The organism is Streptomyces bambusae, from assembly GCF_019400985.1.
Classification (GTDB): Bacteria; Actinomycetota; Actinomycetes; order Streptomycetales; family Streptomycetaceae; genus Streptomyces; species Streptomyces bambusae_A.
This window is the reverse complement of record NZ_WTFF01000009.1, coordinates 1-20,754: the sequence shown is the minus strand read 5'-3', so window position 1 is coordinate 20,754 and position 20,754 is coordinate 1. Positions and strand designations below refer to the sequence as shown.

The window sequence follows — 20,754 nt, the reverse complement described above, 5'->3', positions numbered from 1 at the left end:
CATGCTGATCCCTCGTAGGGTCAAGCACCGCAAGCAGCACCACCCCAAGCGCCGCGGTATGGCCAAGGGTGGCACTGAGGTGTCGTTCGGTGAGTACGGCATCCAGGCGCTCACGCCGGCGTACGTGACGAACCGCCAGATCGAGGCCGCTCGTATCGCCATGACCCGCCACATCAAGCGTGGCGGCAAGGTCTGGATCAACATCTACCCGGACCGCCCGCTCACGAAGAAGCCTGCCGAGACCCGCATGGGTTCCGGTAAGGGTTCCCCGGAGTGGTGGATCGCGAACGTGCACCCGGGCCGGGTCATGTTCGAGCTGTCCTACCCGAACGAGAAGATTGCGCGTGAGGCTCTGACTCGTGCGGCTCACAAGCTGCCGATGAAGTGCCGGATCGTCAAGCGCGAGGCAGGTGAGTCGTGATGGCGGCCGGTACCAAGGCGTCGGAGCTGCGCGAGCTGGGCAACGAGGAGCTCGTTGCCAAGCTGCGCGAGGCCAAGGAAGAACTGTTCAAGCTCCGCTTCCAGGCGGCGACCGGACAGCTCGAGAACAACGGCCGGCTCAAGGCCGTCCGCAAGGACATCGCCCGGATCTACACCCTGATGCACGAGCGTGAGCTCGGTATCGAGACGGTGGAGAACGCCTGATGAGCGAGAAGAACGTGACTGAGAAGACTGAGCGCGGTTTCCGCAAGACCCGTGAGGGTCTGGTCGTCAGCGACAAGATGGACAAGACCGTCGTCGTCGCCGTCGAGGACCGTGTCAAGCACGCGCTGTACGGCAAGGTCATCCGCCGTACCAACAAGCTCAAGGCGCACGACGAGCAGAACGCCGCCGGCATCGGCGACCGCGTCCTCCTGATGGAGACCCGGCCGCTGTCCGCCACCAAGCGGTGGCGCGTCGTCGAGATCCTCGAGAAGGCCAAGTAATTAGTTCGAGGGGCCTCCCTCGAATTCGTTCCGCCAGGCTCGGCAGGGGCCGTCGTGAAAGCGGCGCCCCTGCCGGGAACCGGCAGACACACAGGAGATAGACGTGATCCAGCAGGAGTCGCGACTTCGCGTCGCCGACAACACTGGTGCCAAGGAGATCCTTTGCATCCGTGTTCTCGGTGGTTCGGGTCGCCGCTACGCGGGCATCGGTGACGTCATCGTCGCCACCGTCAAGGATGCGATCCCCGGTGGCAACGTGAAGAAGGGTGACGTCGTCAAGGCGGTCATCGTTCGCACCGTCAAGGAGCGCCGCCGCCAGGACGGCTCGTACATCCGCTTCGACGAGAACGCCGCCGTCATTCTGAAGAACGACGGCGACCCTCGCGGCACCCGTATCTTCGGCCCGGTGGGCCGTGAGCTGCGCGAGAAGAAGTTCATGAAGATCATCTCGCTCGCGCCGGAGGTGCTGTAAGCATGAAGATCAAGAAGGGCGACCTGGTACAGGTCATCACCGGTAAGGACAAGGGCAAGCAGGGCAAGGTCATCCAGGCCATGCCGGCTGAGAACCGCGTCCTGGTCGAGGGTGTCAACCGGGTCAAGAAGCACACCAAGGCCGGCCAGAACCAGGCCGGTGGCATCGTGATCACCGAGGCCCCGATCCACGTGTCCAACGTTCAGCTGGTCGTGGAGAAGGACGGCAAGAAGGTCGTCACCCGCGTCGGTTACCGCTTCGACGACGAGGGCAACAAGATCCGCGTTGCCAAGCGCACGGGTGAGGACATCTGATGGCTACCACTCCGCGTCTGAAGACGAAGTACCGCGAGGAGATCGCGGGCAAGATGCGTGACGAGTTCAAGTACGACAACGTCATGCAGATTCCCGGCCTCGTGAAGATCGTGGTCAACATGGGTGTGGGCGACGCCGCCCGCGACTCCAAGCTGATCGACGGCGCCATCCGCGACCTCACCACGATCACCGGTCAGAAGCCGGCCGTCACCAAGGCCCGCAAGTCCATCGCGCAGTTCAAGCTGCGTGAGGGTCAGCCGATCGGTGCCCACGTCACCCTCCGTGGCGACCGCATGTGGGAGTTCCTGGACCGCACCCTGTCGCTCGCGCTGCCGCGCATCCGCGACTTCCGCGGCCTGTCCCCGAAGCAGTTCGACGGCCGTGGCAACTACACCTTCGGTCTCACGGAGCAGGTCATGTTCCACGAGATCGACCAGGACAAGATCGACCGCGTCCGGGGTATGGACATCACCGTGGTCACCACGGCGACCAACGACGACGAGGGTCGCGCCCTCCTTCGTCACCTCGGCTTCCCCTTCAAGGAGGCGTAAGCGAGATGGCGAAGAAGGCTCTGATTGCCAAGGCTGCTCGTAAGCCCAAGTTCGGTGTGCGTGCGTACACCCGCTGCCAGCGCTGCGGCCGCCCGCACTCCGTGTACCGCAAGTTCGGCCTCTGCCGCGTGTGCCTCCGTGAGATGGCTCACCGTGGCGAGCTGCCGGGCGTGACCAAGAGCTCCTGGTAAACCCTTCTGTCCTTTGGACGTTGGGTCTGCCGGTAACTCTCGGTAAGCATCTGGGTCGGCGGAGGCCCTCCCCCCATGCCGTAGGCTAGTGGGGTTGGGCGTCCGCCGCCCGTACGACTTACTACGCCGTAGGTCCCCGCACCGCACCCGTCCCGTCTCTGTACGGGGAGAGGGATGGCGCATACAGGAAACCCCGGCGAGAGAGGCCGAAGGCCACTTCATGACCATGACTGACCCCATCGCAGACATGCTCACGCGTCTGCGTAACGCTAACTCGGCGTACCACGACACCGTCGTGATGCCGCACAGCAAGATCAAGTCGCACATCGCGGAAATCCTCAAGCAGGAGGGTTTCATCACCGGCTGGAAGGTCGAGGACGCCGAGGTCGGCAAGAACCTCGTTCTCGAGCTGAAGTTCGGTCCGAACCGCGAGCGCTCGATCGCCGGCATCAAGCGCATCTCGAAGCCGGGTCTGCGCGTGTACGCGAAGTCCACCAACCTGCCGAAGGTTCTCGGCGGCCTGGGCGTGGCGATCATCTCCACGTCCCACGGTCTCCTGACCGGCCAGCAGGCGCAGAAGAAGGGCGTGGGTGGGGAAGTCCTCGCCTACGTCTGGTAGTCGGGAACGGAGGAAAAGCTATGTCTCGTATTGGCAAGCTCCCCATCCCGGTTCCCGCCGGCGTGGACGTCACCATCGATGGCCGCACGGTCACCGTCAAGGGCTCCAAGGGCACCCTGACGCACACCGTCGCCGCTCCGATCGAGATCGTTAAGGGCGAGGACGGCGTTCTGAACGTCACCCGTCCGAACGACGAGCGTCAGAACAAGGCCCTCCACGGCCTGTCCCGCACGCTGGTGGCCAACATGATCACCGGTGTGACCACGGGATACACCAAGGCGCTCGAGATCAGCGGTGTCGGTTACCGCGTTGCCGCGAAGGGCTCCGACCTGGAGTTCCAGCTCGGCTACAGCCACCCGATCCTGGTGGAGGCGCCCGAGGGCATCTCCTTCAAGGTCGAGTCGCCGACCAAGTTCTCGGTCGAGGGCATCGACAAGCAGAAGGTCGGCGAGGTCGCCGCCAACATCCGCAAGCTGCGGAAGCCCGACCCGTACAAGGCCAAGGGTGTCAAGTACGCGGGCGAGGTCATCCGCCGCAAGGTCGGAAAGGCTGGTAAGTAAAGCCATGGCATACGGTGTGAAGATCGCCAAGGGCGACGCTTACAAGCGCACTGCGAAGCAGCGCCGCCACATCCGCATCCGCAAGACCATCTCCGGTACGGCCGAGCGTCCGCGCCTGGTCGTCAACCGGAGCAACCGCGGCATCACCGCCCAGGTCATCGACGACCTCAAGGGTCACACCCTGGCGTCGGCGTCCCACCTGGACGCGTCGATCCGTGGTGGCGAGGGTGACAAGTCCGCGCAGGCCAAGCAGGTCGGTGCCCTGGTCGCTGAGCGCGCCAAGGCCGCCGGCGTCGAGGCCGTCGTGTTCGACCGTGGTGGCAACAGGTACGCCGGGCGCATTGCCGCTCTGGCTGACGCCGCCCGCGAAGCCGGGCTGAAGTTCTAAGCCCCGGTTCCGGGACTAACGGACGTAACAGAGAGAGGTAATCCAATGGCTGGACCCCAGCGCCGCGGCAGCGGTGCCGGTGGCGGCGAGCGGCGGGACCGGAAGGGTCGCGACGGTGGCGCTGCTGCCGCCGAGAAGACCGCGTACGTTGAGCGCGTAGTCGCGATCAACCGCGTCGCCAAGGTTGTCAAGGGTGGTCGTCGTTTCTCCTTCACCGCGCTGGTCGTGGTGGGTGACGGTGACGGCACCGTGGGTGTCGGTTACGGCAAGGCCAAGGAGGTGCCGGCCGCCATCGCCAAGGGTGTTGAGGAGGCCAAGAAGCACTTCTTCAAGGTCCCCCGTATCCAGGGCACCATCCCGCACCCGATCCAGGGTGAGAAGGCTGCGGGCGTCGTCCTGCTGAAGCCTGCTTCCCCCGGTACCGGTGTTATCGCCGGTGGCCCGGTGCGCGCCGTCCTGGAGTGCGCCGGCGTTCACGACATCCTGTCGAAGTCGCTCGGCTCCGACAACGCGATCAACATCGTGCACGCGACCGTGGAGGCCCTGAAGGGCCTGCAGCGCCCCGAGGAGATCGCGGCTCGCCGTGGTCTGCCGCTCGAGGACGTTGCCCCCGCGGCTCTGCTTCGTGCGCGTGCCGGGGCGGGTGCGTAATGGCTCGCCTCAAGATCACGCAGACGAAGTCGTACATCGGCAGCAAGCAGAACCACCGCGACACCCTGCGTTCGCTCGGGCTCAAGCGCCTGAACGACGTGGTCGTCAAGGAGGACCGCCCCGAGTTCCGCGGCATGGTGCACACCGTCCGCCACCTCGTGACGGTTGAGGAGGTCGACTGATCATGGCGGAGAACAACCCGCTCAAGATCCACAACCTCCGTCCCGCCCCGGGCGCCAAGACCGCCAAGACCCGTGTGGGTCGTGGTGAGGCGTCGAAGGGTAAGACGGCCGGTCGTGGTACCAAGGGCACGAAGGCCCGCTACCAGGTTCCGGAGCGCTTCGAGGGTGGGCAGATGCCCCTCCACATGCGCCTCCCGAAGCTGAAGGGCTTCAAGAACCCGTTCCGCACCGAGTTCCAGGTCGTGAACCTGGACAAGCTGGCCGCGCTCTACCCGCAGGGTGGCGAGGTCACGGTGGCCGACCTGGTCGCCAAGGGCGCGGTGCGCAAGAACAGCCTCGTCAAGGTCCTGGGCCAGGGCGAGATCTCCGTGGCGCTGCAGGTTTCGGTTGACGCCGTTTCCGCCTCCGCCAAGGAGAAGATTGCCGCCGCCGGCGGCACGGTCACCGAGCTCGTCTAAGACGGGTTCAGTGGCTCATAGCGAGTGAAACCTGACCGGGGATGCCTCACAAATGGGGCATCCCCGGTTGGTCGTTCCACGGGGGGCGCAGACGCCGGTAAGGTGGCCTGCACCTTTGCTTTGTCGTATACGTCGATTCCTTCAGACCGTCACCTCTGACGCAACAGCGCGGGGGTCGCAGGAGGCACCGTGCTCACCGCGTTCGCCCGGGCGTTCAAGACGCCCGACCTGCGCAAGAAGCTGCTCTTCACGCTCGGCATCATCGTGCTGTTCCGGCTCGGGTCCCATGTCCCCGTACCCGGCGTGAGCTACAAGTACGTCCAGCAGTGCGTGGACCAGGCTGGTAGCACCAACAGCCTGTTCGGGCTGGTCAACATGTTCAGCGGCGGTGCGCTGCTGCAGATCACGATCTTTGCGCTCGGCATCATGCCGTACATCACGGCGAGCATCATCCTGCAGCTGCTGACCGTGGTCATCCCGAAGCTGGAGAACCTCAAGAAGGAGGGGCAGTCCGGCACGGCGAAGATCACGCAGTACACGCGTTATCTGACGGTCGCGCTCGCGATCCTCCAGGGCACCGGCCTCGTCGCCACCGCCCGCTCCGGCGCCCTGTTCCAGGGCTGCGCGGTCGCCAGCCAGATCGTGCCCGACCGCTCGATCTTCACCACGGTCGTCATGGTCGTCACCATGACCGCCGGTACCTGCGTCGTCATGTGGCTCGGTGAGCTCGTCACCGACCGCGGCATCGGCAACGGCATGTCCATCCTGATGTTCATCTCGATCGCCGCCGGCTTCGTCGGTGCGCTGTGGCAGATCAAGCTCCAGGGCAAGATCGCCGACGGCTGGGTCGAGTTCGGCGTCGTCATCCTGGTCGGCCTCGCGATGGTGGCCCTCGTCGTCTTCGTCGAGCAGGCCCAGCGACGGATCCCCGTCCAGTACGCGAAGCGCATGATCGGCCGGCGCGCCTACGGCGGTACGTCCACGTACATCCCGCTGAAGGTCAACCAGGCGGGTGTGATTCCTGTCATCTTCGCGTCGTCGCTGCTCTACATCCCGGCCTTGATCGTTCAGTTCAGCGGGTCCACCGCAGGCTGGGCGACCTGGATCAACAAGCACTTCGTCAAGGGAGACCACCCCTACTACATCGCGACGTACTTCCTCCTGATCGTCTTCTTCGCCTTCTTCTATGTGGCGATTTCGTTCAACCCGGAGGAAGTCGCGGACAACATGAAGAAGTATGGTGGCTTCATCCCGGGTATCCGGGCGGGCCGTCCTACTGCCGAGTACCTGAGCTACGTGCTCAACCGGATCACCTGGCCGGGGTCGCTGTACCTGGGTCTCATCGCTCTTGTGCCGACGATGGCGTTGGCCGGCTTCGGAGCGAACCAGAACTTCCCGTTCGGCGGGACGAGCATCCTCATCATCGTGGGTGTGGGTCTGGAAACCGTGAAGCAGATCGAGAGCCAGCTCCAGCAGCGTAATTACGAAGGGTTCCTCCGCTGATGCGTATCGTCCTCGTCGGGCCTCCCGGTGCGGGCAAGGGAACGCAGGCCGCGTTCCTTGCCAAGAACCTGTCGATCCCGCACATCTCCACGGGTGACCTGTTCCGCGCCAACATCAGCCAGAACACTGAGCTGGGCCAGCGCGCCAAGGCGTTCATGGACGCCGGTGACCTCGTCCCCGACGAGATCACCATCGGTATGGCCAAGGACCGGATGGAGCAGCCCGACGCGGCGAACGGCTTCCTCCTCGACGGATTCCCGCGCAACGTGTCGCAGGCCGAGGCCCTCGACGCCATGCTCACCGACGCCGGCATGAAGCTGGACGCCGTCCTCGACCTGGAGGTCGAGGAGGACGAGGTGGTCAAGCGCATCGCCGGCCGCCGGATCTGCCGCAACGACTCGGCCCACGTCTTCCACGTCTCGTACGCCCCGCCGAAGACCGACGGTGTCTGCGACACCTGCGGCGGCGAGCTGTACCAGCGCGGCGACGACTCCGAGGGCACCGTCCGCAACCGGCTGGAGGTCTACCACACGCAGACCGAGCCGATCATCGACTACTACAAGGCCCAGGGCCTGCTGAGGACGATCTCCGCCCTCGGCGACGTCCAGGACGTCACCCAGCGCGCCATGGACGCGCTGAAGAAGTAGTCCTCGCGCTTCTGCGCAGCTCGTAGCCCCGTACGGCCGCGGTGTCCACCGGACCCCGCGGCCGTACTGTTGAGAAGTCCCGTTTCGAAGGTGGAAGGCACACATTCCGATGGTCCAGCTGAAGACCCCCGAGCAGATCGCGAAGATGCGGGAGGCGGGTCTGGTCGTCGCCGCCATTCACGCGGCGACCCGGGAGGCGGCCGTGCCCGGCGCCACCACGCGGGACCTGGACATGGTCGCCCGCAAGGTGATCGCCGACCACGGCGCGAAGTCGAACTTCCTCGGCTACGGCGGCTTCCCCGCGACCATCTGCACCTCGGCCAACGAGGTCGTGGTCCACGGCATCCCGGACGACAAGACGGTCCTCAAGGACGGCGACATCATCTCGATCGACGCCGGCGCGATCGTGGACGGCTGGCACGGCGACGCGGCCTTCACGGCCTTCGTCGGCACCGGTCACGCCCCGGAGCTGATCGAGCTGTCCCGGGTGACCGAGGAGTCCATGTGGGCGGGCATCGCGGCGATGAAGCTCGGCAACCGCCTGGTGGACATCTCCCGCGCCATCGAGATGTACATCAAGCGCCAGCCGCGCCCGGCCACCGGTGACCACAGCTTCGGCCGGTTCGGGATCATCGAGGACTACGGCGGCCACGGCATCGGCACCGAGATGCACATGGACCCCCACCTGCTGAACTACGTCGCCCGCAAGCGCGGCAAGGGCATCAAGCTGGTCCCGGGCGTGTGCCTGGCCATCGAGCCGATGGTCTCCCTGGGCACCGCCCGCACCGAGGTCCTGGCGGACGACTGGACGGTCATCACGACGGACGGCTCCTGGTCCTCGCACTGGGAGCACTCGGTGGCGCTGACCGAGGAGGGCCCGATCGTCCTGACGGCGCCGGACTGCGGCAAGGAGAAGCTCGCGCAGTACGGCATCACGACCGCTCCGGACCCGCTGGGCTGAGCCTCCCGGTCCGGACTGGCTGAGCCTCAGGGCTGAGCCTCGGCCGGCCGGAGTAATGATCTAGAGTGATGGGCAAACTTTCCGGATTCGTCTTTCTGGGTGCCCTGACGTAGACTGACTCGTCGGCTCACGTGCATCCCCATGCCTGCATGGTGCACGGAGCTGATCAAGGTAGCCGATTCGAAAGGCGAAGCGTGGCCAAGAAGCAAGGTGCCATCGAGATCGAGGGCACCGTGATCGAGTCCCTCCCGAACGCCATGTTCAAGGTGGAGCTCCAGAACGGTCACAAGGTCCTCGCGCACATCAGCGGAAAGATGCGGATGCACTACATCCGTATCCTCCCGGATGACCGGGTCGTCGTGGAGCTCTCTCCGTACGACCTGACGCGTGGCCGGATCGTCTACCGATACAAGTAGATCTTGTCCCTGCTCCCGCCTGGGCGTCCGTCCCGGCGCGGGTGGTGGCACTGACCCGGAGAACCTTAAGAAAATGAAGGTCAAGCCGAGCGTCAAGAAGATCTGCGACAAGTGCAAGGTGATCCGCCGTCACGGCCGGGTCATGGTCATCTGCGACAACCTGCGCCACAAGCAGCGCCAGGGCTGACGCACGCCGACCGACCTGCACCTCTCGCAGATCTTCGCGCGACGCACGTAATACGTACATACGCAGAGCCCGCCCAGCCCGCAAGGGTCGGCGGCACCTCCGGCGGGGGCCGGGGACCCGGTTCGTACCTCGTACGGCGGCCGGGAGCGGCTCTGCGGAAGACCCCCGAACACACAGGAGCCATTGAATGGCACGCGTTTCCGGTGTTGACATCCCGCGCGAAAAGCGCGTGGAGATCGCACTCACCTACGTCTTCGGTATCGGGCGCACCCGGTCCAAGGAGATCCTCGCCTCCACCGGCGTGAACCCGAACACCCGCGTTCGTGACCTGGCCGAAGAGGACCTCGTCAAGATCCGCGAGTACGTGGACGCCAACCTCCGCACCGAGGGTGACCTCCGCCGCGAGATCCAGGGCGACATCCGCCGCAAGATCGAGATCCAGTGCTACCAGGGCATCCGCCACCGCCGTGGCCTGCCGGTGCACGGTCAGCGCACCAGCACGAACGCGCGTACCCGCAAGGGCCCGCGTCGCGCGATCGCCGGCAAGAAGAAGCCGGGCAAGAAGTAGTCCTGTTCAGCGGTCTTGCGCTGTAGGACCGACCACCTCCCGTAGGAGTACGACATGCCCCCCAAGGGTCGTCAGGGCGCTGCCAAGAAGGTGCGCCGCAAGGAAAAGAAGAACGTCGCTCACGGCCACGCGCACATCAAGAGCACGTTCAACAACACCATCGTCTCGATCACGGACCCGTCCGGCAACGTGATCTCCTGGGCCTCCGCCGGCCACGTCGGCTTCAAGGGCTCGCGCAAGTCCACCCCCTTCGCCGCGCAGATGGCCGCCGAGTCGGCCGCCCGCCGCGCGCAGGAGCACGGCATGCGCAAGGTCGACGTCTTCGTCAAGGGTCCGGGTTCCGGCCGCGAGACCGCGATCCGCTCCCTCCAGGCCACCGGCCTCGAGGTCGGCTCGATCCAGGACGTCACCCCCACCCCGCACAACGGCTGCCGTCCGCCGAAGCGGAGGCGCGTCTGACCTCAGGTGCGTTACGCATCTGTGGCTGATGTGGGATTCCGGGCGACATGCCCCCTTCGGGGGCGTGTCGCCCGTACCCTTGCTTTTACCGCTGTGCCCCGTGCAGCGGCTGTCGGGCGTCAAATGGTGGGCGTCCACGACTGAAGGAAAAAGACATGCTTATCGCTCAGCGTCCTTCGCTGACCGAAGAGGTCGTCGACGAATACCGCTCCCGGTTCGTGATCGAGCCGCTGGAGCCGGGCTTCGGCTACACCCTCGGCAACTCCCTGCGCCGCACGCTCCTCTCCTCGATCCCGGGTGCCGCTGTCACCAGCATCCGCATCGACGGTGTCCTGCACGAGTTCACCACCGTGCCGGGCGTCAAGGAGGACGTGACCGACCTCATCCTCAACATCAAGCAGCTGGTCGTCTCCTCGGAGCACGACGAGCCGGTCGTGATGTACCTGCGCAAGCAGGGCCCCGGTGTGGTCACCGCCGCCGACATCGCGCCCCCGGCCGGTGTCGAGGTGCACAACCCGGACCTCGTCCTCGCCACGCTGAACGGCAAGGGCAAGCTGGAGATGGAGCTGACCGTCGAGCGCGGTCGCGGCTACGTCTCCGCCGTCCAGAACAAGCAGCTGGGCCAGGAGATCGGCCGTATCCCGGTCGACTCCATCTACAGCCCGGTCCTCAAGGTCACCTACAAGGTCGAGGCGACCCGAGTCGAGCAGCGCACCGACTTCGACAAGCTGATCGTCGACGTCGAGACCAAGCAGGCCATGCGCCCGCGCGACGCCATGGCGTCCGCCGGCAAGACCCTGGTCGAGCTGTTCGGTCTGGCCCGCGAGCTCAACATCGACGCCGAGGGCATCGACATGGGCCCGTCCCCGACGGACGCCGCCCTGGCCGCCGACCTGGCGCTGCCGATCGAGGAGCTGGAGCTCACCGTTCGGTCGTACAACTGCCTCAAGCGCGAGGGCATCCACTCCGTGGGTGAGCTCGTCGCCCGCTCCGAGGCCGACCTGCTCGACATCCGCAACTTCGGTGCGAAGTCGATCGACGAGGTCAAGGCGAAGCTGGCCGGCATGGGCCTGGCCCTCAAGGACAGCCCGCCCGGATTCGACCCGACCGCCGCGGCGGACGCCTTCGGCGCCGACGACGACGCGGATGCGGGCTTCGTCGAGACCGAGCAGTACTGAGCTCGGGCCTCACGGTCCGTACGCGGGCGCGGGTGCGCTGTGCTTGACCGCGCAGTTCCCCGCGCCCCTTCCGGGGCGCACGCCCCGGTCTCCGACAGGTAACCGCCTGCTCGGACACTGACTCCGGTACCTGACACGGCCGGGGCAGACACCAAGGAGAATCACCATGCCGCGTCCCACCAAGGGCGCCCGCCTCGGCGGCTCCGCCGCGCACGAGAAGCTGCTCCTCGCGAACCTCGCGAAGTCGCTCTTCGAGCACGGCCGCATCACCACGACCGAGGCCAAGGCCCGCCGCCTGCGTCCGGTCGCCGAGCGCCTGATCACCAAGGCGAAGAAGGGCGACATCCACAACCGTCGCCTGGTGCTGCAGACGATCACGGACAAGGGCGTCGTCCACACGCTCTTCACCGAGATCGCCCCGCGCTACTCCGAGCGCCCGGGTGGCTACACCCGCATCACCAAGATCGGCAACCGTCGTGGCGACAACGCCCCGATGGCTGTGATCGAGCTGGTCGAGGGCGAGATCGCCAAGAAGGCGACCGTCGCCGAGGCCGAGGCCGCCACCAAGCGCGCCGTCAAGGAGGCCGACGAGGCCGCCAAGACCGAGGCCACCGAGACCGAGGCCCCGGCCGAGGTCGAGGAGACCAAGGAGGCCTGAGGGTCCTCCCCGCGTGAGCGGGGGTGATCCCGAGGCCTGATCCGGTTCCCGGATCGGATCGCCTTCAGCCGTAAGGCCTGGAACGGGTCCGTCCCCTCACGGGGGGCGGGCCCGTTCCGCGTGTTTGAGAGGATGTGGCACGTGAGTGACGAGGTGGAGCCCGGTTTCGTCCGGGTGCGGCTGGACCTGTCGTACGACGGCAAGGACTTCTCCGGCTGGGCGAAGCAGACCGCGCGGCGGACCGTCCAGGGCGAGCTGGAATCGGCCCTGCAGACCGTGATGCGGCTGCCCTACCCGGTCGAGCTGACCGTGGCCGGGCGGACCGACGCGGGCGTGCACGCCCGGGGCCAGGTGGCCCATCTCGACCTGGCGCAGGCCGTCTGGGACGAGCACCGGGACGTGCTGATGCGCCGCCTCGCCGGCCGGCTGCCGCACGACGTGCGCGTGTGGAGGGTGGCCGAGGCCCCGGCCGGCTTCAACGCGCGCTTCTCGGCGATCTGGCGCCGCTACGCCTACCGCGTCGGCGACCACAAGGGCGGGGTGGACCCGCTGCTCCGCGGGCACGTGCTCTGGCACGACTGGCCGCTGGACGTGGACGCCATGAACGAGGCCGCCCGGACCCTGCTCGGCGAGCACGACTTCGCCGCGTACTGCAAGAAGCGCGAGGGCGCCACCACCATCCGTACGCTCCAGCAGCTGAGCTGGGAGCGGGACGCCGACGGGATCGTCACGGCGACGGTCCGGGCGGACGCCTTCTGCCACAACATGGTCCGCTCGCTCGTGGGCGCCCTGCTCCACGTCGGTGACGGGCACCGGCCGGTGGACTGGCCGGGCAAGGTGCTGGCCGCGGGCGTACGGGACTCCGCGGTGCACGTCGTACGGCCGCACGGGCTGACCCTGGAAGAGGTCGGCTACCCCGCGGACGACCTACTGGCGGAGCGGAACCGCCAGGCCCGCAACCTCCGCACCCTCCCGGGCCGCGAACCCTCCCCGGGCTGCTGCTGAGCCCGGCCCGGGCTACGCCGGTGTGGTGTGGGTGAAGCCGAGGGAGGTCAGTCCTTCGGCCTGGCACAGCCGGTCGGACGGGCCGCCGACCTCGGTCTGGAGGAGCTGGTAGGCGGCGCCGTGGGACTGGCCCCAGTGCATCGCGGCCCGCCACAGGGCGCGGCCCAGGCCCTGCCCTCGCGCCTCGGGCAGGACGGCGAAGTACTGGGGCATGAGCTGGGGGCATCCGATCGCGTCGGGGCGTACTTCCATGGGGCCGATCGCGCCCACGATGCGGTCCTCGACGGCCGCGGCGAGGACCGGGCCGCACCGGCCGGCCCGCATCCGGGCGTGGAGGAAGGCCAGGCCGTCGGCTGCCATGGCCGTGGCGAACGGCGCGAAGGTCTCCTGCACGACGGTCGGCCAGTCGGTCACGGGGCGCACCGGGCCGCTGGGGGCTGGGCACGGGCAGGCGGTGAAGTCCTTCAGCTGGATGCGGGTGCCGCGCGGGAAGCCGGTCTCGGGGCCGAGCGGGCGCACGACCCGGGCTTTCATCGCGTCGTGCGCGGTGGCGAGCTTCACCGCCAGCTCGGCGGCTTCATCCACGACGCTGCCCCGGTGTCCGTAGGCGAAGACCTTGACGGTGCCTTGTCCGCGCCGGGTGAGGGTGGGGATGAGGGTGTGGTCGGGCTGGTGGACCACATCGCCGCGGAGGACCGTCTCGTCCTTCTCGCTGCTCCAGCGCCGGTCCTTGTCGTAGTGGAGAAAGGACCGGTCAGTGACGGCCGCTCGCAGGGTGTCCTCGAAGAGGTCGACGGTGAGCGCGTGCGGGTGGACGGGGCCGAGAGTCGGCACGACCGGCGCGGTCAGTACCGGCCGCAACCAGTCCCAGCGGAAGAACATGAGCGGCACCCTAGCGGTCGGCCGGTCAGCGCTCAGGCCCCACGCGAACACGCCGGGGCCTGAGCGGAGCCGACTGGATCTGTCGGTCAGTGGGGGTTGTCGTCGCCGGCGTCGCAGGAGCACTCCGCGCTCTCCACGACGTCGTCCAGGTCCAGGACGGCGGTCACCGAGAGGGCGGCGACGGGCGGTGCCGAGCGGCGCGCCGAGGTCGGCGGGCCCGGCAGAAGGTCCACCAGTACGGGAGGGGTCATGATGAGTTCTCCTTGTCGCCGTGTTGGCAGTAGCTGTGCAGCGGCGCCTTGGCTTCCTGGTAGTGCTTGGCCAGGGGGCGGCAGACCCGGCAGGTGCCGGACAGGACGCAGCCCTCGCACCCTCCGGTGCGAAGCATGAGGCGGTCGGCGATGGCGCCGAGCCGGGTGAGGCCGTCGATGCCTTCGGCCATGAGGTCGATCTGGTCGTCCCGGCCGACCTTGCAGATCGACACCTTGGCGTGAGGGTCGGCGTGGAAGAAGGTGTGTCCCGCGTTGCAGCCGGAGAACGGCTTGCGCTGCCGCAGGTGGGCGGCGGACTGAGCAAGCAGCGGCTCGCCGCCGCCGTAGATCGTGGGCGTCATGTTCGTGTAGGCGTGGTTCTCGACGTTCCACTGATCGGCGAGGGCGGCCATCTCGTCCGCCTCGGAGGCGTTGTCCTCCGTCACCACGACGTTGATGCGCAGAGGCAGACCCGCCTCGCGTGCGGCGTCCATGCCACGCCGGAACGCCTTCCACGCGCCACGGCGCTGCGTGAGCGCGTCGAAGGACTCCTCGCTCGCCCCGTACATGCTGACGACCAGCCGGTAGGGCGGGCAGTCCCGGAAGAGCCCCAGGAGGTCCGGCCGCCAGAGCAGCGAACCGTTGGTGGAGACGGTGAGCATCATCCCGGCCTGCCAGGCGTACCGGTAGGCGCCCTGGAAGTCCGGGTCCATGGTGGGCTCGCCGCCGGTGATCTGGAGCCAGAGGACGCCGGCCTCGCGCATGATGTCCAGCAGCCGCACCTTGTCCTCCCAGCTGAGCCCGGAGAAGGGGCGCTCGCCGAGGTAGCAGTGCTTGCAGCCGAAGTTGCAGCCGAGGTTGATCTCCCAGGACGCGCGGCAGTAGCCGTACGGGGACGGCTCGCGCACCAGCACCGTGCCCTGCGCGGGCCGGCCGCTCAGGTCGACACCCCAGACGTCGGCAGCGATCTGCACCGCCCAGGTGGGCAGGTCCTCACCTTCGGTGGCGGCCTGCCGCAGGCCCTCGTAGTGGGCAAGGGGAATGCGGGCCCCGGCCCTCGCACCGGGCTTGAGGAGCAGGTGTCCGTCGAGGAACGGAGATGCGATCAGCGCGTGGGCCATCAGCGGGCTTCCTTAAAGATCACGGAATGCGGCGGCAGGCGTAAGCCCTGACGGCCGGCGCGGCAGTAGATCTCGCCGAGCCCGTTGCAGGTGCCGCAGCTCTTGCCGGACGAGTCGGCGCCGCTGCCGCCGCAGTCCCCGCAACTCTCGTTGCGAGGAGGAAGGGGGCGCCGGAACCGGACGAGTGGTGCGCTTTCCATCCAGGAACTCCATGCAGAAGAAGGGCCGGATCGGCAGGGCTGGCAGGCAGGAAGTCCGAGGTGAAGATCCCTTGGGTCAGCGGCCGGGGTCACCGGCCACGGCCAGAGCGACCACCAGGACGCTGACGGCGGCGACGTACAGCAGTACGGCGAGCTGCTGACGCCAGCTCCAGGGGTCGCGCTCCCTCAGCCGTGCTTGAGGTAAGCCGTCCACTAAGAGGCCCCCGGCTTGACGGCCACCGGGCGAAGGGCGGCGGCCGATACCGACTTGCCGCCGCAGCGCGGGCACTCGCACGGCGGGTAGCTGCTGGGGTTCGAGAGGATGTCGAACGGGTCGCCTTGCAGCACCCGCGTACTCGGCGACCACGTCCGGCCCGAATCCCGTGACACCCGCAGGCTCATCAAGATGCGGGGTTCGGTGCCCGGGTCCGAGGCCGCCCGGAGGGCCGTTCGCTCTGAGTCAGGAGTGCCACCGTGTGTCTCCAAGGCGGTCGTCCTCTGTCGCTTCGCCATGTGCAGAAGCTTCGCCAGCGGGGGCAGTGGCCAGAAAGGTCCAGCGGATTACCCAACTTGGGTAACATCACGTTCCGTTGAGGCCCTGCCGCGATCCGTAGTCTCCTCCGGAGCGTGACCCATGCCCGAGCCACGTCGCACGAAGGAACTCCCGCCCAGCCTGCTGACCGATCCCCAGATGATCGACGCTTGCCGAGTCCGCGACTTCACGCGGGTGTTCCGGCTGGTCAAGACGCGGGCAGGCATCTATCCGTCGATGATCGCCCGGCAGTGCGAGCTGACCCCGAGCCGTGTCGGCGAAGTCATCGCGGGCCGGCGGCAGCTAGTCCACATGGACGTGATCGAGCGGATTGCCGATGGCCTGCGCATCCCCGGCCACATGCTCGGGCTTGCCCGACGCGGGTGGGAGACGCCACCCGCCTTGATCGTGGCCGAGCGGGAACCGCACGAGGCCGTCAGCGACACAGCAGGGCCGAAGCCGCTCAGTGCGCTACCGGGCGTGGAAGTGGACAGCATCCTGGCCCTGGCCGCCGGGACGAATCCGAGCCCGTCCACGCTGCACGCCTTACGCTCCTCGATCGAGGACTACTGGCGCAGGGACGACGAGCACGGGGGCGAGACCCTGAGACCGGCCGTCGTCGGGCAGCTGCGGTACGTCGAGGGGTTGCTGAAGGATCAGCGCCCGACGCCGATACAGAACGGCCTGTATGGCATCGCGGCGGAGCTGGCACGGCTGACCGGGTGGACGTACTTCGACGCCCGGCAGTACCACCAGGCCCGCGCCTACTTCTCGGAAGCTCTGCACCTGGCCAGGGAGATTGACGACCACCCCTTCATGGCCAACGTGCTGGCCTGCATGAGCCTGCAAGCCACCTACCAGGACAAGCCGGCGGACGCGCTGGCGCTGGTGTCCGCAGCCCAGGACCAGGCCCGAGCGGCAGTCGGCACGACGCCGAGAGTCCGGGCGATGCTGGCCATGCGCGAGGCGTTCGCCCACGCGACCTTGGGCGACCGGACGGCGACCCATACCGCGATCTCCGAGGCCCACAGTCAGTTCGGCCGGATCAAGGCGGACGACCCGGACCCGGCATGGGTGACCTACTTCGATGAGCCGAAGCTCATCGTGGATACCGGCATCGCGCATGGCCGTCTCGGCGAAGCCGCGATCGCTGAACCGTTGATCGCGGACGCTCTGGAGAGGGAGGACCCTGCGAACCAGCGAGGCCGGGCATTCCATGCCTTCTGGCTCGCCCGTACCCAGCTCCAGCGCGGGAAGCTCGACCAGGCGTGCCACACGGCGATAGAGGCGCTGGTGCCCGCCGCAGCGGTGTCGTCCGAGCGGGTGGCCGGGCACCTTCGCGAGTTCTACGAGCAGCTTGCGCCGTATCGCGAGGTGCCGGCCGCGGTCGCCTTCGAGGCACGTCTACGGGCGGTGCTTCCTGCTCCAGGTCAGCGAACGCCTTCGTCCATCAGGACGTAGAGGAGGCCGACGAGGGAGCCGCTGCTGACGATCTCGCGGCGGTCGATCATGCCCCGGATGTTCGCCAGGGGGATCCACTCGATCCGGTCCGACTCGTTCTTCTCGGTCGGCGGCCCGTCGTACGTGGCGCCGTCAGCCCGGAACAGGTGGTGCTGGGAGTCCGTGATGCCGTTCGCCGGTTCGGCGTAGACGAGCGGCTTCATCGGGCCCGGACGCCAGCCGGTCTCTTCGAGGACTTCACGGGCGGCAGCCTCGCCGGGGGTCTCGTCGGCTTCGACCAGGCCCATGGGCAGTTCCCAGGCCCACGCGTCAGTGATGAAGCGGTGGCGCCACATCATCAGGACCTCTTGGCGGTCGTTGATCACGGCGGCCACGGCCAGGTGGCGGAGCTTGACGACGTGGTGTTCCCAGCGGTGCCCGTCCGGCGTCTCCACGTCGGTGAGCCACAGGTTCACCCACTTGTTCTCGTAGATCGGACGTTCCCCGTGGATCTTCCACTGCATCGCTGCGGCCCCTCTCGATCGGCCTCCAGCATCGCAGAGCCAGGCTGAACTGCAGCCAGCTTCGGGCCAATTCACGTCACAGTGACGAATACGGCGAGGCGTCAGGCGTGGGTCTGGGCCCAGTGGACCAGGTGTGGACCGCAGAGGCGTTTCCCGCAGCACCCTCTCGAAAAACGTTTTGGTCCTCGCCGCCCCGGTCGGGACAATCCCCGGCATGGGACATCTCGAAGCCGGCCATCTGGAGTACTACCTGCCCGACGGGCGGGTGCTGCTGCCTGATGTGTCCTTCCGGGTCGGTGAGGGGTCCGTCGTTGCCCTCGTGGGGGCGAACGGCGCCGGCAAGACCACGTTGCTGAAGCTGCTGTCCGGCGAGCTGCAGCCGCACGGCGGCGGCGTCACCGTCAGTGGCGGGCTCGGGGTGATGTCGCAGTTCGTGGGGTCGGTCCGGGACGCGTCCACCGTTCGTGACCTGCTGGTCTCGGTGGCGCAGCCGCGGATCCGGGCGGCCGCGGAGGCCGTGGACCGCGCCGAGCATCTGATCATGACAGTCGATGACGAGGCCGCGCAGATGGCGTACGCGCAGGCGCTCAGCGACTGGGCGGACGTCCAGGGCTACGAGGCGGAGACGCTGTGGGACGTGTGCACCATGGCCGCGCTGGGGGTCCCGTACGACAAGGCGCAGTTCCGCGAGGTGCGCACGCTCTCGGGCGGTGAGCAGAAGCGGCTGGTCCTGGAGGCGCTGCTGCGCGGGCCCGACGAGTGCCTGCTGCTGGACGAGCCGGACAACTACCTCGACGTGCCCGGCAAGCGGTGGCTGGAGGACCAGCTGAAGGCCACCCGCAAGACGGTGCTGTTCGTCAGCCACGACCGGGAGCTGCTGTCCCGGGCCGCGGAGAAGATCGTGAGCCTGGAGCCGAGCCCGGCGGGCACGGACGTGTGGGTGCACGGCGGGGGATTCGACACGTACCACGCGGCGCGCAAGGAGCGCTTCGCGCGGTTCGAGGAGCTCAAGCGGCGCTGGGACGAGGAGCACGCACGGCTGAAGGCCCTGGTGCACCGGCTGCGCCAGCAGGCGGCGATCAGCCCCGACATGGCCTCCCGCTACCGGGCGATGCAGACCCGCTTCCAGAAGTTCGAGGAGGCGGGCCCGCCGCCGGAGCCGCCGCGGGAGCAGGAGATCCGGATGCGGCTGAAGGGCGGACGGACCGGTGTCCGCGCCCTGACCTGCAAGAACCTGGAGCTCACCGACCTGATGAAGCCCTTCGACCTGGAGGTCTTCTACGGGGAGCGGGTCGCGGTGCTCGGCTCGAACGGCTCGGGCAAGTCGCACTTCCTGCGGCTGCTGGCCGCGGACGCCGAGCGTCCCGTCGCCCACACGGGGGAGTGGAAGCTCGGCGCCCGGGTGGTGCCCGGCCACTTCGCGCAGACCCACGCGCACCCGGAGCTGTTCGGCAGGTCGCTCGTCGACATCCTGTGGACGGAGCACGCCAAGGACCGGGGCGGGGCGATGTCCGTGCTGCGCCGGTACGAGCTGGAGCGCCAGGGCGACCAGCCGTTCGAGAAGCTCTCGGGCGGCCAGCAGGCGCGGTTCCAGATCCTGCTGCTGGAGCTCCAGGGCACCACGGCGCTGCTGCTGGACGAGCCGACGGACAACCTGGACCTGGAGTCGGCGGAGGCCCTCCAGGACGGCTTGGAGGCGTACGAGGGCACGGTGCTGTGCGTGACGCACGACCGCTGGTTCGCCCGCTCCTTCGACCGCTACCTGGTCTTCGGGTCGGACGGGGTGGTCCGGGAGACCACCGAGCCGGTGTGGGACGAGCGCAGGGTGGAACGCGCGCGCTGAGGCGTGACGACAAGGGGGCGTGACGACACGGGCTAGCATCGGGGCCCATGACGTGGGTCAGGCAGGGTTCCTGGGACCGGGTGCCCGGTCGGCTCCTCGCTCCGGCGCCGCGGGCCTGGTGGGCCGCGGCGCTGGTCGTCGTCCTCTCGGTGGCGGTGTCGACGAGCCTGCGGGAGAACGGCGGCTCGGACAACGCCTTCGTGGTGCGGGCCGCGGACGCCCTGCTGTCGGGGGTCTCGCCGTACGAGGACAAGCGCTTCCTGTACCTGCCGAGCGCGGTGCTGATGGCGGTGCCGGAGGCGCTGCTGCCGCCCGTGGTGCTGCGGTGGGTGCTGCCGCTGGTGATGTCGGCGCTGCTGGCGGCCGGCTGGTGGGCGGCGCTGCGGCTGTTCCGGGTGCCGGTGCGGTCGCGGTTCGCGGTCGGCGGCTGGGGGCTGCTGGCCCTGGCCTACAGCCCGTACCTGAACCTCGTGCTGATCGGGAACTGGACCTCGCTGTCGGCGGCCGCGCTGCCGCTGGCGCTGCTGCTGGCCGTGAAGGGCCGGTGGGCGGGGGCCGGGCTGGTGGTGGGGCTGGCGATCGCGGCCAAGCCGATGCTGGTGCCGGTGGGGCTGGTGTTCCTGCTGGCGCGGCAGTGGCGGGGGCTTGCGGTGGCGGTGGCCGTGCCGGTCGCGCTGTCCCTGGCGGGCGCCCTGGCGATGCCGAGCCCGACCCTGTTCTTCACCAAGACCCTGCCGTTCCTGCTGCGCGGCCAGGACTCGTACGCCCTGGTCTGGGACGCCTCGCCGATCGCCGTGCTGCCCCGGCTGGGGGTGCCGCAGCCGGTGGCGGTGGCCCTGGCGGGCGCCGGGGCCGCGGTGGGCCTGTGGGCGGCGTGGCGCCGCTGGCGGCGCGCGGGGGCCGTGCAGTCCCCTGTCGATCTTTATCTGTTCGAAGCGGGGGCAGAAGAAGCGCGTGGCACGGCGGGGCGAGTACGGGAGGCGGCCGGACGGCTGGCAGCCGGAAGGATGGCAGTTGGAGGGGCAGCAGCCGAACGGACGGCAACCGGACGGATGGCAGCAGGCGGG

The 20,754-nt window shown here is 68.1% G+C and carries 31 protein-coding genes; 26 read left to right on the top strand and 5 right to left on the bottom strand.

The annotated features are described in order from the left end of the window. Window position 1 precedes the first annotated feature (1 nt). The 23 genes from rplP to truA all read left to right on the top strand — a co-directional run bounded on the left by rplP (window position 2) and on the right by truA (window position 12,894). On the top strand, window positions 2–421 hold the full coding sequence (rplP, locus tag GPJ59_RS02860; protein WP_030653642.1) for a 50S ribosomal protein L16: 420 nt from the start codon (window positions 2–4) through the stop codon (window positions 419–421). Then, window positions 421–645, top strand: coding sequence for a 50S ribosomal protein L29 (gene rpmC / locus GPJ59_RS02855; protein ID WP_125540842.1), 225 nt, complete (start codon window positions 421–423; stop codon window positions 643–645). Before rplP ends, rpmC begins: the two co-directional genes overlap by 1 nt. Next, complete coding sequence (rpsQ, locus tag GPJ59_RS02850) at window positions 645–926, top strand: 30S ribosomal protein S17 (protein WP_219664736.1); 282 nt, start codon at window positions 645–647, stop codon at window positions 924–926. Before rpmC ends, rpsQ begins: the two co-directional genes overlap by 1 nt. Window positions 927–1,029: 103 nt before the next feature. Beyond that, entirely contained in the window at window positions 1,030–1,398 is a 369-nt protein-coding gene (gene rplN, locus GPJ59_RS02845) for a 50S ribosomal protein L14 (protein ID WP_003956455.1), read from the top strand. Window positions 1,399–1,400: 2 nt separating this feature from the next. Further along, window positions 1,401–1,712: a 50S ribosomal protein L24 gene (rplX, locus tag GPJ59_RS02840; protein WP_219664735.1), complete on the top strand. Its 312-nt coding sequence runs from the start codon at window positions 1,401–1,403 to the stop codon at window positions 1,710–1,712. Continuing rightward, entirely contained in the window at window positions 1,712–2,263 is a 552-nt protein-coding gene (gene rplE, locus GPJ59_RS02835) for a 50S ribosomal protein L5 (RefSeq protein WP_219664734.1), read from the top strand. Before rplX ends, rplE begins: the two co-directional genes overlap by 1 nt. Before the next feature lie 5 nt (window positions 2,264–2,268). Then, entirely contained in the window at window positions 2,269–2,454 is a 186-nt protein-coding gene (locus GPJ59_RS02830; RefSeq protein ID WP_003956452.1) for a type Z 30S ribosomal protein S14, read from the top strand. 220 nt (window positions 2,455–2,674) lie between these two features. Then, entirely contained in the window at window positions 2,675–3,073 is a 399-nt protein-coding gene (gene rpsH / locus GPJ59_RS02825) for a 30S ribosomal protein S8 (protein WP_030201558.1), read from the top strand. Window positions 3,074–3,093: 20 nt separating this feature from the next. Next, window positions 3,094–3,633 (top strand): 50S ribosomal protein L6, encoded by a 540-nt coding sequence (gene rplF / locus GPJ59_RS02820; RefSeq protein WP_219664733.1) that lies wholly within the window; start codon window positions 3,094–3,096, stop codon window positions 3,631–3,633. Window positions 3,634–3,637: 4 nt separating this feature from the next. Further along, window positions 3,638–4,021: a 50S ribosomal protein L18 gene (gene rplR, locus GPJ59_RS02815; RefSeq protein WP_030201553.1), complete on the top strand. Its 384-nt coding sequence runs from the start codon at window positions 3,638–3,640 to the stop codon at window positions 4,019–4,021. Between the two features lie 45 nt (window positions 4,022–4,066). Next, window positions 4,067–4,672, top strand: a complete 606-nt coding sequence (rpsE, locus tag GPJ59_RS02810; RefSeq protein WP_030201551.1) for a 30S ribosomal protein S5 — start codon at window positions 4,067–4,069, stop codon at window positions 4,670–4,672. Next, complete coding sequence (gene rpmD, locus GPJ59_RS02805) at window positions 4,672–4,854, top strand: 50S ribosomal protein L30 (RefSeq protein WP_005313525.1); 183 nt, start codon at window positions 4,672–4,674, stop codon at window positions 4,852–4,854. The genes rpsE and rpmD overlap by 1 nt, the downstream gene beginning before the upstream one ends. Before the next feature lie 2 nt (window positions 4,855–4,856). Continuing rightward, the gene (rplO, locus tag GPJ59_RS02800) at window positions 4,857–5,312 is read left to right on the top strand and encodes a 50S ribosomal protein L15 (protein WP_219664732.1); all 456 of its coding nucleotides are present in this window, start codon (window positions 4,857–4,859) and stop codon (window positions 5,310–5,312) included. Between the two features lie 189 nt (window positions 5,313–5,501). Beyond that, window positions 5,502–6,815, top strand: coding sequence for a preprotein translocase subunit SecY (gene secY, locus GPJ59_RS02795; protein WP_219664731.1), 1,314 nt, complete (start codon window positions 5,502–5,504; stop codon window positions 6,813–6,815). Beyond that, a complete protein-coding gene (locus GPJ59_RS02790) occupies window positions 6,815–7,462 on the top strand; it encodes an adenylate kinase (RefSeq protein WP_219664730.1) in 648 nt (215 codons plus the stop codon). The genes secY and GPJ59_RS02790 overlap by 1 nt, the downstream gene beginning before the upstream one ends. A 109-nt stretch (window positions 7,463–7,571) precedes the next feature. Continuing rightward, entirely contained in the window at window positions 7,572–8,423 is an 852-nt protein-coding gene (map, locus tag GPJ59_RS02785; protein WP_219664729.1) for a type I methionyl aminopeptidase, read from the top strand. Window positions 8,424–8,617: 194 nt separating this feature from the next. After that, window positions 8,618–8,839, top strand: a complete 222-nt coding sequence (infA, locus tag GPJ59_RS02780) for a translation initiation factor IF-1 (protein WP_003956442.1) — start codon at window positions 8,618–8,620, stop codon at window positions 8,837–8,839. 73 nt (window positions 8,840–8,912) lie between these two features. Continuing rightward, on the top strand, window positions 8,913–9,026 hold the full coding sequence (rpmJ, locus tag GPJ59_RS02775; protein ID WP_003956441.1) for a 50S ribosomal protein L36: 114 nt from the start codon (window positions 8,913–8,915) through the stop codon (window positions 9,024–9,026). A gap of 187 nt (window positions 9,027–9,213) precedes the next feature. After that, window positions 9,214–9,594, top strand: a complete 381-nt coding sequence (gene rpsM / locus GPJ59_RS02770; RefSeq protein WP_007265919.1) for a 30S ribosomal protein S13 — start codon at window positions 9,214–9,216, stop codon at window positions 9,592–9,594. Between the two features lie 54 nt (window positions 9,595–9,648). Continuing rightward, window positions 9,649–10,053, top strand: a complete 405-nt coding sequence (rpsK, locus tag GPJ59_RS02765) for a 30S ribosomal protein S11 (RefSeq protein WP_003956432.1) — start codon at window positions 9,649–9,651, stop codon at window positions 10,051–10,053. Between the two features lie 155 nt (window positions 10,054–10,208). Next, a complete protein-coding gene (locus GPJ59_RS02760) occupies window positions 10,209–11,231 on the top strand; it encodes a DNA-directed RNA polymerase subunit alpha (protein ID WP_219664728.1) in 1,023 nt (340 codons plus the stop codon). Between the two features lie 166 nt (window positions 11,232–11,397). Next, complete coding sequence (gene rplQ, locus GPJ59_RS02755) at window positions 11,398–11,889, top strand: 50S ribosomal protein L17 (RefSeq protein ID WP_219664727.1); 492 nt, start codon at window positions 11,398–11,400, stop codon at window positions 11,887–11,889. A gap of 141 nt (window positions 11,890–12,030) precedes the next feature. Then, window positions 12,031–12,894: a tRNA pseudouridine(38-40) synthase TruA gene (truA, locus tag GPJ59_RS02750; RefSeq protein WP_219664726.1), complete on the top strand. Its 864-nt coding sequence runs from the start codon at window positions 12,031–12,033 to the stop codon at window positions 12,892–12,894. Between the two features lie 12 nt (window positions 12,895–12,906). On the opposite strand, the gene GPJ59_RS02745 is transcribed toward truA, so the two are convergent. From GPJ59_RS02745 to GPJ59_RS02730, 4 genes are all read right to left on the bottom strand, one after another. Further along, window positions 12,907–13,776, bottom strand: a complete 870-nt coding sequence (locus tag GPJ59_RS02745; protein WP_219664725.1) for a GNAT family N-acetyltransferase — start codon at window positions 13,774–13,776, stop codon at window positions 12,907–12,909. An 86-nt stretch (window positions 13,777–13,862) separates the two neighbouring features. Next, on the bottom strand, window positions 13,863–14,027 hold the full coding sequence (locus GPJ59_RS02740; RefSeq protein WP_219664724.1) for a hypothetical protein: 165 nt from the start codon (window positions 14,025–14,027) through the stop codon (window positions 13,863–13,865). Next, on the bottom strand, window positions 14,024–15,148 hold the full coding sequence (locus GPJ59_RS02735) for a radical SAM protein (protein ID WP_219664723.1): 1,125 nt from the start codon (window positions 15,146–15,148) through the stop codon (window positions 14,024–14,026). Before GPJ59_RS02735 ends, GPJ59_RS02740 begins: the two co-directional genes overlap by 4 nt. Before the next feature lie 276 nt (window positions 15,149–15,424). Further along, entirely contained in the window at window positions 15,425–15,562 is a 138-nt protein-coding gene (locus GPJ59_RS02730; RefSeq protein WP_219664722.1) for a hypothetical protein, read from the bottom strand. A gap of 420 nt (window positions 15,563–15,982) precedes the next feature. Between GPJ59_RS02730 and GPJ59_RS02725 the strand changes: the two genes are divergently transcribed. Then, window positions 15,983–17,341 carry a helix-turn-helix domain-containing protein gene (locus tag GPJ59_RS02725; protein WP_219664721.1) on the top strand — a complete coding sequence of 453 codons (1,359 nt, stop codon included), beginning with the start codon at window positions 15,983–15,985 and terminating at the stop codon, window positions 17,339–17,341. Here GPJ59_RS02725 and GPJ59_RS02720 read toward each other — a convergent pair. Further along, entirely contained in the window at window positions 17,311–17,844 is a 534-nt protein-coding gene (locus tag GPJ59_RS02720; protein WP_219664720.1) for an NUDIX hydrolase, read from the bottom strand. The genes GPJ59_RS02725 and GPJ59_RS02720 overlap by 31 nt on opposite strands. Before the next feature lie 214 nt (window positions 17,845–18,058). Between GPJ59_RS02720 and GPJ59_RS02715 the strand changes: the two genes are divergently transcribed. Then, a complete protein-coding gene (locus GPJ59_RS02715) occupies window positions 18,059–19,687 on the top strand; it encodes an ABC-F family ATP-binding cassette domain-containing protein (RefSeq protein WP_219664719.1) in 1,629 nt (542 codons plus the stop codon). Between the two features lie 47 nt (window positions 19,688–19,734). Continuing rightward, a partial coding sequence (locus GPJ59_RS02710) for a glycosyltransferase family 87 protein (protein WP_219664718.1) occupies window positions 19,735–20,754 on the top strand: 1,020 nt, incomplete at its 3' end.

Coding starts and splice junctions, on each gene's coding strand:
- rpmC (WP_125540842.1), top strand. CDS start 421: ATGGCGGCCGGTACCAAGGCGTCGGAGCTGCGCGAGCTGGGCAACGAG.
- GPJ59_RS02720 (WP_219664720.1), bottom strand. CDS start 17,844: ATGCAGTGGAAGATCCACGGGGAACGTCCGATCTACGAGAACAAGTGG.
- GPJ59_RS02830 (WP_003956452.1), top strand. CDS start 2,269: ATGGCGAAGAAGGCTCTGATTGCCAAGGCTGCTCGTAAGCCCAAGTTC.
- rplO (WP_219664732.1), top strand. CDS start 4,857: ATGGCGGAGAACAACCCGCTCAAGATCCACAACCTCCGTCCCGCCCCG.
- rpmJ (WP_003956441.1), top strand. CDS start 8,913: ATGAAGGTCAAGCCGAGCGTCAAGAAGATCTGCGACAAGTGCAAGGTG.
- GPJ59_RS02735 (WP_219664723.1), bottom strand. CDS start 15,148: ATGGCCCACGCGCTGATCGCATCTCCGTTCCTCGACGGACACCTGCTC.
- rpsH (WP_030201558.1), top strand. CDS start 2,675: ATGACCATGACTGACCCCATCGCAGACATGCTCACGCGTCTGCGTAAC.
- rplP (WP_030653642.1), top strand. CDS start 2: ATGCTGATCCCTCGTAGGGTCAAGCACCGCAAGCAGCACCACCCCAAG.
- rpmD (WP_005313525.1), top strand. CDS start 4,672: ATGGCTCGCCTCAAGATCACGCAGACGAAGTCGTACATCGGCAGCAAG.
- rpsM (WP_007265919.1), top strand. CDS start 9,214: ATGGCACGCGTTTCCGGTGTTGACATCCCGCGCGAAAAGCGCGTGGAG.
- GPJ59_RS02760 (WP_219664728.1), top strand. CDS start 10,209: ATGCTTATCGCTCAGCGTCCTTCGCTGACCGAAGAGGTCGTCGACGAA.
- GPJ59_RS02790 (WP_219664730.1), top strand. CDS start 6,815: ATGCGTATCGTCCTCGTCGGGCCTCCCGGTGCGGGCAAGGGAACGCAG.
- map (WP_219664729.1), top strand. CDS start 7,572: ATGGTCCAGCTGAAGACCCCCGAGCAGATCGCGAAGATGCGGGAGGCG.
- GPJ59_RS02725 (WP_219664721.1), top strand. CDS start 15,983: ATGCCCGAGCCACGTCGCACGAAGGAACTCCCGCCCAGCCTGCTGACC.
- rplX (WP_219664735.1), top strand. CDS start 1,401: ATGAAGATCAAGAAGGGCGACCTGGTACAGGTCATCACCGGTAAGGAC.
- rplR (WP_030201553.1), top strand. CDS start 3,638: ATGGCATACGGTGTGAAGATCGCCAAGGGCGACGCTTACAAGCGCACT.
- rpsK (WP_003956432.1), top strand. CDS start 9,649: ATGCCCCCCAAGGGTCGTCAGGGCGCTGCCAAGAAGGTGCGCCGCAAG.
- rplF (WP_219664733.1), top strand. CDS start 3,094: ATGTCTCGTATTGGCAAGCTCCCCATCCCGGTTCCCGCCGGCGTGGAC.
- rplE (WP_219664734.1), top strand. CDS start 1,712: ATGGCTACCACTCCGCGTCTGAAGACGAAGTACCGCGAGGAGATCGCG.
- rplQ (WP_219664727.1), top strand. CDS start 11,398: ATGCCGCGTCCCACCAAGGGCGCCCGCCTCGGCGGCTCCGCCGCGCAC.
- GPJ59_RS02740 (WP_219664724.1), bottom strand. CDS start 14,027: ATGACCCCTCCCGTACTGGTGGACCTTCTGCCGGGCCCGCCGACCTCG.
- rpsQ (WP_219664736.1), top strand. CDS start 645: ATGAGCGAGAAGAACGTGACTGAGAAGACTGAGCGCGGTTTCCGCAAG.
- GPJ59_RS02715 (WP_219664719.1), top strand. CDS start 18,059: ATGGGACATCTCGAAGCCGGCCATCTGGAGTACTACCTGCCCGACGGG.
- rpsE (WP_030201551.1), top strand. CDS start 4,067: ATGGCTGGACCCCAGCGCCGCGGCAGCGGTGCCGGTGGCGGCGAGCGG.
- GPJ59_RS02745 (WP_219664725.1), bottom strand. CDS start 13,776: ATGTTCTTCCGCTGGGACTGGTTGCGGCCGGTACTGACCGCGCCGGTC.